We start from the raw sequence: 11,825 nt of genomic DNA, 5'->3' as shown, positions 1-11,825 counted from the left end.
CCGGTGACGGCTCGGGACGCCCCCCCCAGCCCTCCTCCCCCGCCTCCAGGTACAGCCGGGCCGCCGAGCCCGCCGTACCGGTCAGCCACAGGATCGACACGTCGGTCAGGATGGCGTCGCGGTCCACCGGGGCCTGCTCGGTCCTGGCCGGGTCCCAGTCCACGAACCATTCGATGTTCCAGGCGAGCTGGCCGGCCGGGGAATCGTTCAGCGCGTACGCGAGCGTCTGCGGGCGGGTGCCCATCTGGGTCGCATAGCCCGAGTGGGCGATCCAGTCCTGCTCCTGCCGCCGGGCGAGCTCGCGTTCGGCGGGCGAGATCCAATCCAGGTCGGCGGGGTCGGTCGGGGTCGAGGCGTTGGCCAGCGCGTTGACGTGGACGCCGATGACCCGCTCGGGGAACAGCCGGCCGATCTCGGGCGAGACGATGCTGCCGAAGTCGCCGCCCTGCGCGCCGTACCGGTCGTAGCCGAGGCCGCGCATCAGCTCGTCCCAGGCGCGGGCGATCCGCTTGGAACCCCAGCCGGTCTCCCGGGTCGGCCCGGAGAAGGCGAACCCCGGCACCGAGGGGACCACCACGTGGAAGGCGTCGGCGGGATCGCCGCCGTGCGCGCGCGGGTCGGTCAGCGGCCCGATCATGGCCAGGAACTCATAGACGGTGCTCGGCCAGCCGTGCGTGATGATCAGCGGCGCGGCGTCCGGCTCCGGCGAGCGGACGTGCAGGAAATGGATGTTCTGCCCGTCGATCGTGGTGGTGAACTGGGGCAGCCGGTTGATCCGCGCCGCGTGCTCCCGGAAGGAGTACCCGGTCCGCCAGTACTCGACGAGTTCCTGAAGGTAGTCGCGGTTCACGCCGTAGGTCCAGCCCACCCCCGGCAACTGGTCGGGCCAGCGGGTCCGCGCCAGGCGATGGTTCAGGTCGTCGATGTCGGCCTGGGGAACGTCGATCACATAGGGCCGTGGTGTCTGCATGCGAGCAGTCTGGCGGCAGTGCCGGACGGCTCCCGTCCTACAGTGTGCCGAGGTAGTCGTGCAGCCGCCCCGAGCCCTCCAGCATCGCGGCGGTCCGCCGCAGCAGCGCCGTGCGGCGCTCGTCGATCGCCGCGCGCAGCGCCTCACCGCCACCGGTACGGCGCAGCCCGTCCAGCACCGCCCGGATCTGCGGAAATCCGTAGCGCCCCTGGCGCAGCATGCGGATCATCCGGGCGTCCCGCAGGTCGGTCTCGCCGTACGTGCGATAGCGGGTGCCGTGCTCGCGGCGCGGCGTGAGCAGTCCCGCCGCGTCCCACACCCGCAGCGCGGACGTGCGCACCCCCAGCCTGGCGGCGACCTCGCCGATGCGCAGGCCGCCCTGGGGCACGCCGGTCGCGTCCGGGGGCTGCTCGGCGACCGCCGCCAGGGCCGCGCCCGCCGCCTCCAGCGACAGCCGCTGCTCGTGCAGTGCGGCGTGCTCGGCGTTCACCACCGTGAGCGCCAGCGGCACGTCGCCCGCGTGGACGGCCAGCATGATCCGCTGTGCGGCGTCCGGCCCGTACCCGCGCAGCAGCGCCCGGTAGGTCAGCAGGGCCGCCCGGTGCCTGGCCTCGAACCTGCGGTAGCCGGACGGCGTGCGCGAGGCGGGCGGCAGGATGCCGTCGTCGGCGTGGTTGCGCACCTGCTGGGCGGAGATGCCCGCCTCGCGCGCCAGATCGATCGGGCGCAGCGCCCGCCCCGTATCACCCACGATTTTAAGGTTATCCGCACCTATGGCCAGAGATATCCACTGAAGTCTCAACCTAGCGCTTCAATAGAACACTTGAAGGCATGCCAGCCCAGCGATCCCCCTCTCATTCCAGCACCGGACCCGCCTTCGAGACACATGACCTGCGCATGCGCTACGGCTCGGCCGACGTGCTGCGCGGGATCGACATCCGCGCCGAACGCGGCGAGGTGGTGGCCCTGCTCGGCCCCAGCGGCGCAGGCAAGACCACCACGATCGAGATCCTGGAGGGCTTCAGGAAACGCTCGGCCGGGGAGGTGCGCGTACTCGGGTCGATGTTCACCAGTGCGCAGAGCCTGGGGTTCGTGATGCTGCCGGTCATGGGGCTGGTGGCGGTGTCGGGCGTGTTCCACCCGATCACCGGTTTCCCGGTCTGGCTCCAGTGGCTGGCCCAGGTCTTCCCGATCTACTGGGTGGGGCTCGGCATGCGGGCGGCGCTGCCGCCCGACGGCCTGGCCGCCGCGGAGATCGGGGCCTCGTTCCGGCCGCTGGAGACCGTCGTCGTGCTCGGCGTGTGGGCCGTCGCCCCATGTGAGCCGGCCGCCGGGGTCGTCGGAAGGCGTCCCCGGCGGCGGCCCGCCGCGTCAGCGGTTCATGGTCAGTTCCGGGATGCGGTCGCCGTAGCGGGCCAGCAGCCGGGCGTTGGTCTCGTCGCCGCCCGGTACGTTGGCGCTGACCCAGCGGGGCAGTTCGACGCCGCGCGCGGCGGCGAGGTCGTCCAGCTCGGCCAGCAGCCGGGCCCACGCGTAGGACGCCAGGATCGTGGACACCGCCGCCGTGCGCGGGGCGTCCGGCGGATGGACGGCGTCGCCCGATGGCACGCAGGTGTCCAGTACGACGGTGGCGTGCCCGGCCAGCGTGCCCCCGGCCCGGTCGGCGGCGCCGCGGGAGGCGGCGGCCGAGGTCACCGCGATGACCGGCACACCGCGCGCCAGGCACTCCTGCGCCATCTCCACCGGGTACGGGTTGCGCCCGCTGGTGGAGAACACCACGGCCACGTCGGGCGGCCGGGGCTCGTACGCCGCGACCACCGAGCGGCCGAGGTGCGGGCGGCGCTCGGCGTCGGTACTACGCAGCGCGCCCGCCAGCGGCTGCACCCGCTCGTCCCACATGGGCCGCACCGGCGCGAGGCCGCCCGCCCGGTAGAAGGTCTCGAAGACCATCGCCAGCGAGTGGCCCGCGCCCCCGGCGTGCACGATGCCCCCGGCCTCGATCGAGCCGAGCAGCAGCGCGGCGGCCTCGCCGATCGCCGCGCCGGACGTCGCGTCGAGGTCGTCGAGCAGGCCGCGCACCCGATCGCCCAGCCCGGCCATCTACGCCCTCCCCCGGTCGCCGGTCACCGCCCCGCGCAGCACGGCGGCCAGCGCGTCCTGATCCGGCGCGGCGCGCAGCCGGTCGGCCAGGCCCGCGAGCAGTTGCCTGGCCAGCGTGGACAGCGCCGCGACGTGCGAGTCCGCGTCGGGGGTGCAGAACGTGAGCAGCAGGTCCACCGGGTCGTTGTCCGGGTGCCCGAAGTCCACCGGCGCGGCCAGCCGGGTCACGCCCACGCCGACCGCGAGCCCGCCCTCCTCGGGCCTGGCATGGACCAGCGCCAGGCCCTTGGCCATCACGATGTACGGCCCGCTGGACTCGACCACGCGTACGCACGCGTCCGGGTAGCCGGGACCGGCCGCGCCCACCCCGACCAGCACCGAGGCCGCGGCGCGTACCGCCTCCCGCCAGTCGGCGGCGTGTACCCCGTCGCTCGCCCCGACCACCGTCACGCCAGCCACCCCTTCTCGGACAGGCGCTCGCGCAGCTGCTCCACCAGCCCCTCCTTGTCCAGGAAGTCGCTGACCGTGATCACCACGGGCGCGAGGTCCTCCAGTTCGGAGGTGTGCATGCCCTGCCCGATCACCACGTCGGGGCTCATCCCCCGGGCGCTTCCGATGTCGGTGTTCTCCACCCGGGCGTCCACGCCGAGCGAGTTCAGCGCGTCCTCCGCGGTCATCTTGAGCATCAGGCTCGTGCCCATGCCCACCCCGCACACGGCGAGGACGTCGAGCCTCCGGTCGAGCGCCATCAGATTCCCCCTCCTGTGTCGTTACTTCTCCGCCGCGGACACGGTGTCCTGGCCGGCCTGCCTGGCGTGTCTGCGGCCGAGGATCACCAGGCTCACCACGGTGGCGGCCAGTGCCACGATCGGCACCGCCCACACCGAGGCCCCGCCGATCAGCGGGTCCACCGCCTTCAGCAGCCAGGCGATGGCGTACCAGTCCGGGTCGGCCAGCGCGGCCAGCTCCGGCGCGGTGTTCTGGAACAGTCCCCAGGTCAGCGCCTGCCCGACGGCCAGGATGAGCCCGGTCAGCACCCCGCCGATCAGCGCGCCGCGCCAGCCCGCCACCACATTGCCGAACAGCCCGGTCGCGCCGCCGACGAAGAACAGCATGATCATCGGCGGGGCCAGCGTGAACCAGCCCGCCGCGGCGAAGATCCCGAGGCAGATCAGGAACGTCGCGGTGGAGGCCACGAAGCCGAACATCACCGCGGTCGGGGCCACCGGGAAGACGGTGGGCGCGTCCAGCGCGGGCCGGGTGCCGGGGATCACCTTGTCGCTGACGCCCTTGAAGGCGGGCACGATCTCGGCGAGGAACATCCGCACGCCGAACAGCAGGATCGCGATGCCGCCCGCGAAACGCAGCGCGACCAGCAGCGCCCACACCCATGGCGACAGGCTCTCGTTCATCGCGGCGGCCTGCTCGCCGACGACCTTGTCATCGGCCAGCGCCACCGCGATCAGCATGATGACCGCGATGATCAGGGCGGTGCTGACGTTCACGTCCTTGAAGAAGGAGAGCTGGCGGGGCAGCTTCAGCTTCTCGGTGTCGTGGTTCTCACGAGTGCCGAACGGCCGGGCGACGAAGCCGGTGAGCAGCGCGGTCAGCGAGCTGGTGTGCGCGTACCCGAACTTGTCGTCGGGCATCACCCGCAGCATGAGCGGGCGCATCCACAGGGGTTGCAGTGTGAAGTACGCGGCCACGAACCCCGCCCCGCACAGCACCAGGGTGAGCTGGTCGGCGTCCGGCGCGATCGTCACCAGCGAGGCCACGGTCACCGCGCTGACCCAGAACATCAGGTGCCCGGTGAGGTAGAGGTAGCGGGCGGCCGGGAACAGCCGCACGATCACCACATGGACGGCGAACGCCACGGTGATCACCAACGCGACCGTGCCGCCGTGCGTGCCCAGGAAGTCGGCGAGGGTCCGGTCGGCCTTGGGCGGGGTGGTGCCCATGGCGCTGGCCAGCACGGTCTGGAAGCTGCTGAGGCCGCCGGTGAAGACCTCGATGCCGATGAACAGGATGACCACGCCGATCGTGGCCCGCAGCGCGCCCGCCACCGTGTCCTCGAACCGTTTGCGCTGCAACAGCAGCCCGGCCAGAGTGATCAGTCCGATGAGGATGGGGACCTGGCCGAACACGTTGTCGGCCAGGAAGGTGAGAATGTTCTTGACGATGTCCACGGTGGGTCCACCTCAGTCCTTGGTGACCTGAAGACGGATGTTGCTGATCATCGCTGATCGGGAGTGGCGGGCCACGTCCGAATCGCCGATGGGGGTTCAGTGCGGCGGGCGGAGTTCCAGCTCGATTCGATACCTGTCGCCGCGGTAGATGGATCTGACGTATTCCAGGGCCTTGCCGTCGTCGCCGAGGGTCAGCCGTTTGAACAGGAAGGCGGGGGCGTGCACGGGCACGTCCAGTTCCTCCGACTCCTCCCGGGTGGTGACGGTCGGCTCGATCGTCTCGGTACCGGAGGCGATCACGATGCCGTGCTCGCGCAGCAGCTCGTAGAACGAGCGGCCTTCGAGCGCGTCGCGGGTGAGGTGCGGGAGCAGGTCGCCGGGAACGTACAGGGTCTCGATCGCCATGGGCGCGCCGTCGGCGAGCCGCAGGCGTCTAATGGTAAATACCTCTTCTCTCGGGGAGACGGCCAGCCTGCGCCCGACCTTGGGGCCCGCGGGGCCGCGCCGGAAGGACAGCAGCCGGCCGCTCGGGCGCATGCCTCTGCGGATCATGTCCTCGGTGAACGAGCTGATGGTGAGCGGTACCGCGATCTTGGGCTCGGCCACGAAGGTGCCGCTGCCCTGCTTGCGGCGCAGCCGTCCGTCCGCCACGAGCTGGTCGATCACGCCGCGCAGCGTGGGCCGGGAGACGCCGAGTTCCTGGGCCAGGCCGCGCTCGGGGGCCAGCGCGTCGCCCGGCCGCATGGCGTCGAGCATCGCCAGCAGCGCGATGCGCACCGCGCCGCGTTTCGTCCGCACCTGCGGCTCGTCGGCGGACCGCACTCCGGCCACCTCCATCATGTTCACTACCGCCCACAGTAGGAACTATCCGGCATATTGGTCAATACCACTTGGGCATTCCTTGGATCAGCACATCGCTACCGGGGAACAGCTCTCCGTGACAACGGGGTGTCAGGTGGAGGAGCCGTCGATGGGCCAGCCGATGATCACTCGCCGCGGGGCGCTGCTCGGCGCGGCGGCCTTCTGCGTCCCCGCCGCGCCGGCCGGCTGCGGCGGGCCGCCGGGCGGCTCGGGCGCGGGTACGGTCACCGTCGGGTCCAACGCCTCCGACGCGGTCCCCAAGAAGGCGTTGCAGCAGGTGGTCGACGGCTTCGGCGGGGCCACCGTGCGGATCGACACGGTCGACCACAACACCTTCCAGGAGAACATCAACCGCTACCTGCGCGGCACGCCCGACGACGTGTTCACCTGGTTCTCCGGCTACCGGATGCGGTTCTTCGCCGAACAGGGCCTGGCCACCGACGTCTCCGACGTGTGGCGGCGGATCGGCGGCGACTACACCCCCGCACTCAAGGCCGCCTCCTCCGCCGCCGACGGCAGACAGTACTTCGTGCCGTTCACCTACTACCCGTGGGCGGTCTTCTACCGCAAGAGCGTGTGGGCGGACCGGGACTACCGGCCGCCGAAGACGCTCGACGAGCTGACCGCGCTGGCCGGGCGGATGAAACGCGACGGGCTGATCCCGATCGGGTTCGCCGACAAGGACGGCTGGCCCGCGATGGGCACCTTCGACATCTTGAACATGCGCCTGAACGGCTACGACTTCCACATCTCGCTGATGTCGGGCAAGGAGTCCTGGACCGACCGCAGGGTCAAGGCCGTCTTCGACACCTGGCGCGGGCTGCTGACCCACCACCAGCCGGCCGCGCTCGGCCGCACCTGGCAGGAGGCCGCGCAGTCGCTGGCGCGCGGCCAGACCGGAATGTACCTGCTCGGGATGTTCGTCGCCCAGCAGTTCCCCCCGCGCGAGCTGGACGACCTCGACCTCTTCACCTTCCCGGAGATCAACCCGAAGTACGGCACCGACGCCATCGACGCCCCGATCGACGGCTACATGATCTCCGCCAAGGCGCGCAACGTCGAAGGGGCCAAGGCGCTGCTCGAACACCTCGCCGCCGCCTCCTCCCAGAACATCGCCACCGAACTCGACCCCGGCACGCTCGCGTGCAGCGCCAAGGCCGACACCCGCGGCTACACCCCCTTGCAGCAGCGCGGGGCGGACCTGGTGTCCGGGGCCCGCCACATCGCGCAGTTCCTGGACCGCGACACCCGGCCCGACTTCGCCTCCACGGTGATGATCCCGGCGTTGCAGCGGTTCATCGGCCGCCCGGACGACATCGACGCCCTGCTGCGGGACATCGAGGCGCAGAAGACGAACATCTTCCGCTGATGGCCCCCAACAGGCGCTATTCGGCCGGGGACCGGGCCGTCATCGCGGTGGGCCTCGGCCTGGCCGTCGCCCTCGAACTGGCCCTGATCTGGGGACCGGCGCTCGCCTCCGTCGCACTGTCCGGCACCGACTGGGACGGCATCGAACGGCCGCGCTGGATCGGCGGCGGCAACTACGCCGACCTCGCCGCCGAATATCCGCCGTTCTGGCCCGCGGTCCGCAACAACCTGCTCTGGCTGGGCTTCCTCGCGCTGATCGCCGCGCCGTTCGGGCTGCTGTGCGCGGTGCTGCTGGACCGGCGGCTGCGCCTGTCCCGGGTCTACCAGAACGCGCTGTACCTCCCGGTCGTGCTGTCCCTGGCGGTGGTCGGGTTCATCGCCCAGCTCGTCTTCTCCGCCGACTACGGCGTGCTCAACGCGGTGACCGGGCTGACCACCGACTGGCTGGGCGACTCCTCGATCAACCTGTGGGTGGTCATGCCGGCCGCGGGCTGGCGGCACACCGGCTACGTGATGATCATCTACCTGGCCGGGCTCAAGTCCGTCGATCCGGCGCTGAAGGAGGCCGCGGCCATCGACGGGGCGGGCGAGGGGCAGACGTTCTTCAAGGTCGTCTTCCCGGCGCTGCGCCCGGTCAACGTGATCGTGCTGGTGATCACGGTGATCGAGGCGCTGCGCGCGTTCGACATCGTGTACGCGATCAACAAGGGCCGCAACGGCCTGGAACTGCTGTCGGTGCTGGTCACGGAGAACATCGTGGGCGAGGCGGCGCGGATCGGCTTCGGCTCGGCCATCGCGGTGATCCTCCTGGTGATCTCCACGGGGTTCATCGTCGTCTACCTGTCGCAGATCTTCCGGGAGGACCGGTGAAGCGGGCGGCGCTGCACGCCTTTCTGGGCCTGGTCGCGCTGGGCTGGGTGCTGCCGCTGGCGCTCGCGGTGTACGCCTCGCTGCGCCCGTACGCCGAGACCGCCAGGCTCGGCTACTTCTCCCCGCCCGAGTCGCTGACGCTCGACTACTACGCCCGCGCCTGGACCGAGGCCGAGCTGCCGAAGTACTACCTGAACACGCTGATCGTGGTGCTGCCCGCGCTGGCGCTCACCCTGCTGCTCGCGTCCTTCACCGCGTTCGCCGTGGCCAAACTGCCCATCCCCGGCCGCCGGACCCTACTGATCGTGTTCACGGCGGGCAACCTGCTGCCCCCGCAGGTGCTCATCACCCCGCTCTACAGCCTCTACACGCTGGTCCCGCTGCCCTGGTGGCTGTCGGACTCGATGTCGCTCTACGACTCCTACCTCGGGCTGATCCTCATCCATGTGGCCTTCCAGTTCGGGTTCTGCGTGTTCGTGATGGCCAACTTCATGCGCACGATCCCGATCGAGATCACCGAGGCCGCGCTGGTGGACGGGGCCGGGGTGTGGCGGCGCTACTGGCGGCTGACCCTCCCGCTGTGCCGCCCGGTGCTGGCCGCGCTCGGCACCTTGCAGTTCACCTGGATGTACAACGACTTCCTGTGGGCGCTGGTGCTGATGACCTCCGGCGACAAGCTGCCGATCACCTCGGCGCTGAACAACCTGCGCGGCCAGTTCTTCACCGACCACAACCTGCTGGCCGCCGGTTCGCTGCTGGTGGCGCTGCCCACGCTGGTGGTCTTCCAACTGCTGCACAAGCACTTCGTGGCCGGGCTCACCCTGGGCTCGGCGAAGGGCTGAGCCTGTTACCTGGCGGGAGCGGTGGCCACCAGGCCCTTGATCAGCCTGCTCCACCCCGACGTGGTGCTACACGCCGACGCCCTGGCCGTGCCCAAGGCGCGGCCGGTTGTCGTCCGTGGTGCCCAGACTGTCGCCAAGAGCGCCACGGCGGCCGCGAGCCGTGCCCAGTTCACCGGACTCGCCCTGGTCAACGGTTTGCCGGGGCTGGCGATGCTCCGGCACGGCCGGCTCTGCCTGGTGCTGACGTTCACGGTCACGGACGGCCTGATCACCGAGATCGACGTGATCGGCGACCCCGCCCGGCTGGCCGCGCTCGACCTCGCCGTCCCGGAGGCGTGAGGTGCTGGGCAGGTGCGAGGGCGGCTTCCTCGACTCGGTCGGCTTCGGCGCGACCACCAGGCCCAGGAGTGGGAGTCGGTCACGGTACGGCTGCACGGTGTCCGGCACTTCGCGATCGGCAAGGGGCCGGACATCGCCGGGGCGTTCGTGAACGAGGTGTCGGCGGTGCCGCTGCTCGCGAGCGACGCGGTGTGGCCAGGAGAGGTCGCGGGACTGATCACGCTACTGGGTGCGTGTCACAGGCCCGGCGGAGCTGATCTGCCTGGCCACCGTACTGACGGTGTCGGTATCGGCTTGACGACACGAGCGCGGAGCGCGTCCGGGTCCGGCCACAGTGCGGTTAAATGCCGATCATGGATGACTCGGCACGCATGTGGATCACCGCGGTTCCACCGTTCGGCCCGGACGACATCGGGGTACTGCTCGCGCTCGACCTCACCTCGCAGGACCCTGGCGAGCGCATGGTCTCGGTACTGCTCAACCGGGGTCACGAGGGTGAGGAGGGCGTCTTCTACCTGCTCCCGGCCGACCTGTCGGCCCGCTACGAACGCACCGGCGAACGCCTCGCGGTCAGCCTCACCGCCTCCCGCAAGGTACTCGACCACGACCTCACCGACCGCGCCGACTCCCTGCGCGACCATCTCGCCGGGCTTCCGTCCGACGCCGCCGACGACGACCGGGTCACCCTGCTCCGCCGCGAGCTGGTGACCGACTTCGTCCCGGAGGTGGTGGACGGGGAGAAGCAGGCGGTCCTCCTGATCGACCACGCGGGCCCGGCCCCGCTCGACGAACTCCTTTCCGAATTCGACCAGGGCGAGGCCAGCCTCGCCGTCCTCTACGCCGAATGACGTCATTAAGGGTCACCTACGACGCGAAGGCCAATGCCGCTTACATCTATCTGAACCAGGACGACACGGAGGCGCGTGTGGCCTGGATGTACCCCGGCGACCCGGTGGCCGTGGACGGCATGATCAATCTGGACTTCGACGAATCCGGGCGACTGATCGGCGTCGAAGTCCTCGATGCCAGGTCCAAGCTCCCCGCGCATCTCCTGGACTCCGCCGAGCGAATCGACCGATGCTGACCGATCCGGCGGCCATCCGCGCGGCCCTCGCCGACTACCAGAACTTCGGGGAATGCATCATCACCGATGTCGGATGGGCGCACTACGGCACCTCGATCGAGGTGTCGTTCGATTACGTCTGGGACGGGACGCGGATTCGCGACGACCTCGGCAGCCGCCCTCATATCGTCGTCGTGCGGGCGCTACTGGTCCAGGAGATGCACCTCAGCAATGCGCTCAACCCGTCCATGCTCGAACACCCGGAAAAGCTGAACTGGGGCTTGTCCGAGGTCGCCCAGGTGGTCCCGGTCGAGGACAGCGACATGGCCCGCCCGTACTCCCACCCGAGCGGACTCCAGTCTCACCACCTCGCAATAAGGTGGGAAGCGGAGCGCCGCATCGACATGGTGGCCTTCGGCTTCGAGCTCGATGATCTCTCTACCAAGTGAGGTCGTACGTGCCGGTCATATCGGTATCGTCCGCCGGAACGTGGAATCCGAGTACATCTTCGCCGAGGAGAAGGCCGACGTGATCGCCTGGCTGAGCATGTGATTCCGGCCTGGAGATAACCAGTGGCGATCGTGCCCGGAGCGTCGGTAGCGTCGCGCCGGTGATTCATGAGCATCCGCTGGCCTACGTACTCGGGCTCGAAGGCATCGCGCTGATGCGGTCCTTCACCGGGGAGCACGACCGGGCGTTCGTCGAGCGGCGCTTCGCCGAGATCCGACGGCTGCTCGACGATGAGGCCCTGGCCGATGCCGGGGTCGATGCCGTCCGGGTGGACACGGTCGAGGGGTACCGCATCTGGTCGGCCACCTACGACGGGCCCAACTCGGCGTTCGACCTCGACGAGCCGTACATCAAGGAGCTCATCGGCCCGCTGCCGGTGGGCGACGCGCTGGACGCGGCCTGTGGCACCGGGCGGATCGCCGGGCTGCTCGCGGAGCGCGGGCACCGGGTGATCGGGGTGGACAGTTCGCCCGACATGCTGGCGCACGCCCGGACGCGGGTGCCCGGGGCCGAGTTCCGCGAGGGCGACCTGACCGGGCTTCCGGTGGCCGACGACGCCGTTGACCTGGTGGTGTGCTCGCTGGCGCTGGCCCACGTAACGGATCTGGTGCCGGTGCTGGCCGAGTTCGCCAGGGTGTTGCGCCCCGGCGGCAGCCTGGTGATCGCCGACATCCACCCGGAGGGGGTGGCGCGGGGCATCGTGCCGCCGGTACGGC

General features: G+C 70.4%; 15 protein-coding genes and 1 pseudogene. 9 read left to right on the top strand and 7 right to left on the bottom strand.

Annotated elements, in window-relative coordinates; genetic code table 11:
• Positions 1-970, bottom strand: a 970-nt coding sequence (locus C1I98_RS26150; RefSeq protein ID WP_111170082.1) for an epoxide hydrolase family protein, incomplete at its 3' end; no start/stop codon positions are given.
• Positions 971-1,007: 37 nt separating this feature from the next.
• Entirely contained in the window at positions 1,008-1,721 is a 714-nt protein-coding gene (locus C1I98_RS26145) for a MerR family transcriptional regulator (RefSeq protein WP_111170080.1), read from the bottom strand.
• An 80-nt stretch (positions 1,722-1,801) separates the two neighbouring features.
• Here C1I98_RS26145 and C1I98_RS45370 point away from each other — a divergent pair.
• Positions 1,802-2,032 (top strand): annotated as a pseudogene (locus tag C1I98_RS45370) (ATP-binding cassette domain-containing protein); the annotation flags it as partial.
• A 309-nt stretch (positions 2,033-2,341) separates the two neighbouring features.
• Here the strand turns inward: C1I98_RS45370 and C1I98_RS26135 are convergent.
• From C1I98_RS26135 to C1I98_RS26115, 5 genes are all read right to left on the bottom strand, one after another.
• Positions 2,342-3,070, bottom strand: coding sequence for an SIS domain-containing protein (locus C1I98_RS26135; RefSeq protein ID WP_111170079.1), 729 nt, complete (start codon positions 3,068-3,070; stop codon positions 2,342-2,344).
• Positions 3,071-3,520, bottom strand: coding sequence for a PTS sugar transporter subunit IIA (locus C1I98_RS26130; RefSeq protein ID WP_158558184.1), 450 nt, complete (start codon positions 3,518-3,520; stop codon positions 3,071-3,073).
• On the bottom strand, positions 3,517-3,819 hold the full coding sequence (locus C1I98_RS26125) for a PTS sugar transporter subunit IIB (RefSeq protein ID WP_111170077.1): 303 nt from the start codon (positions 3,817-3,819) through the stop codon (positions 3,517-3,519). Before C1I98_RS26125 ends, C1I98_RS26130 begins: the two co-directional genes overlap by 4 nt.
• Before the next feature lie 21 nt (positions 3,820-3,840).
• Entirely contained in the window at positions 3,841-5,256 is a 1,416-nt protein-coding gene (locus C1I98_RS26120) for a PTS ascorbate transporter subunit IIC (RefSeq protein ID WP_111170076.1), read from the bottom strand.
• A gap of 96 nt (positions 5,257-5,352) precedes the next feature.
• The gene (locus C1I98_RS26115; protein WP_233508191.1) at positions 5,353-6,096 is read right to left on the bottom strand and encodes a GntR family transcriptional regulator; all 744 of its coding nucleotides are present in this window, start codon (positions 6,094-6,096) and stop codon (positions 5,353-5,355) included.
• Positions 6,097-6,226: 130 nt separating this feature from the next.
• Here C1I98_RS26115 and C1I98_RS26110 point away from each other — a divergent pair, with 130 nt between their 5' ends.
• From C1I98_RS26110 to C1I98_RS26075, 8 genes are all read left to right on the top strand, one after another.
• Positions 6,227-7,486, top strand: coding sequence for an ABC transporter substrate-binding protein (locus tag C1I98_RS26110; RefSeq protein WP_111170075.1), 1,260 nt, complete (start codon positions 6,227-6,229; stop codon positions 7,484-7,486).
• Positions 7,486-8,355, top strand: a complete 870-nt coding sequence (locus C1I98_RS26105; protein WP_111170074.1) for a carbohydrate ABC transporter permease — start codon at positions 7,486-7,488, stop codon at positions 8,353-8,355. The genes C1I98_RS26110 and C1I98_RS26105 overlap by 1 nt, the downstream gene beginning before the upstream one ends.
• Positions 8,352-9,197 carry a carbohydrate ABC transporter permease gene (locus C1I98_RS26100; RefSeq protein ID WP_111170073.1) on the top strand — a complete coding sequence of 282 codons (846 nt, stop codon included), beginning with the start codon at positions 8,352-8,354 and terminating at the stop codon, positions 9,195-9,197. Before C1I98_RS26105 ends, C1I98_RS26100 begins: the two co-directional genes overlap by 4 nt.
• Before the next feature lie 21 nt (positions 9,198-9,218).
• Positions 9,219-9,536, top strand: a complete 318-nt coding sequence (locus tag C1I98_RS26095) for a sigma-70 family RNA polymerase sigma factor family protein (RefSeq protein ID WP_111170072.1) — start codon at positions 9,219-9,221, stop codon at positions 9,534-9,536.
• 353 nt (positions 9,537-9,889) lie between these two features.
• Positions 9,890-10,384: a hypothetical protein gene (locus tag C1I98_RS41710; RefSeq protein WP_158558183.1), complete on the top strand. Its 495-nt coding sequence runs from the start codon at positions 9,890-9,892 to the stop codon at positions 10,382-10,384.
• Complete coding sequence (locus C1I98_RS26085) at positions 10,381-10,620, top strand: DUF2283 domain-containing protein (protein ID WP_111170070.1); 240 nt, start codon at positions 10,381-10,383, stop codon at positions 10,618-10,620. Before C1I98_RS41710 ends, C1I98_RS26085 begins: the two co-directional genes overlap by 4 nt.
• A complete protein-coding gene (locus C1I98_RS26080) occupies positions 10,614-11,048 on the top strand; it encodes a VOC family protein (protein ID WP_111170069.1) in 435 nt (144 codons plus the stop codon). The genes C1I98_RS26085 and C1I98_RS26080 overlap by 7 nt, the downstream gene beginning before the upstream one ends.
• Positions 11,049-11,209: 161 nt before the next feature.
• Positions 11,210-11,825, top strand: a 616-nt coding sequence (locus C1I98_RS26075; protein WP_111170068.1) for a class I SAM-dependent methyltransferase, incomplete at its 3' end; no start/stop codon positions are given.

The sequence above is a fragment of the Spongiactinospora gelatinilytica genome (assembly GCF_003236385.1).
Lineage (GTDB): Bacteria > Actinomycetota > Actinomycetes > Streptosporangiales > Streptosporangiaceae > Spongiactinospora > Spongiactinospora gelatinilytica.
This window is presented reverse-complemented; position numbering and strand designations above follow the sequence as displayed.

Coding starts and splice junctions, on each gene's coding strand:
- C1I98_RS41710 (WP_158558183.1), top strand. CDS start 9,890: ATGGATGACTCGGCACGCATGTGGATCACCGCGGTTCCACCGTTCGGC.
- C1I98_RS26125 (WP_111170077.1), bottom strand. CDS start 3,819: ATGGCGCTCGACCGGAGGCTCGACGTCCTCGCCGTGTGCGGGGTGGGC.
- C1I98_RS26080 (WP_111170069.1), top strand. CDS start 10,614: ATGCTGACCGATCCGGCGGCCATCCGCGCGGCCCTCGCCGACTACCAG.
- C1I98_RS26115 (WP_233508191.1), bottom strand. CDS start 6,096: ATGATGGAGGTGGCCGGAGTGCGGTCCGCCGACGAGCCGCAGGTGCGG.
- C1I98_RS26085 (WP_111170070.1), top strand. CDS start 10,381: ATGACGTCATTAAGGGTCACCTACGACGCGAAGGCCAATGCCGCTTAC.
- C1I98_RS26110 (WP_111170075.1), top strand. CDS start 6,227: ATGGGCCAGCCGATGATCACTCGCCGCGGGGCGCTGCTCGGCGCGGCG.
- C1I98_RS26105 (WP_111170074.1), top strand. CDS start 7,486: ATGGCCCCCAACAGGCGCTATTCGGCCGGGGACCGGGCCGTCATCGCG.
- C1I98_RS26135 (WP_111170079.1), bottom strand. CDS start 3,070: ATGGCCGGGCTGGGCGATCGGGTGCGCGGCCTGCTCGACGACCTCGAC.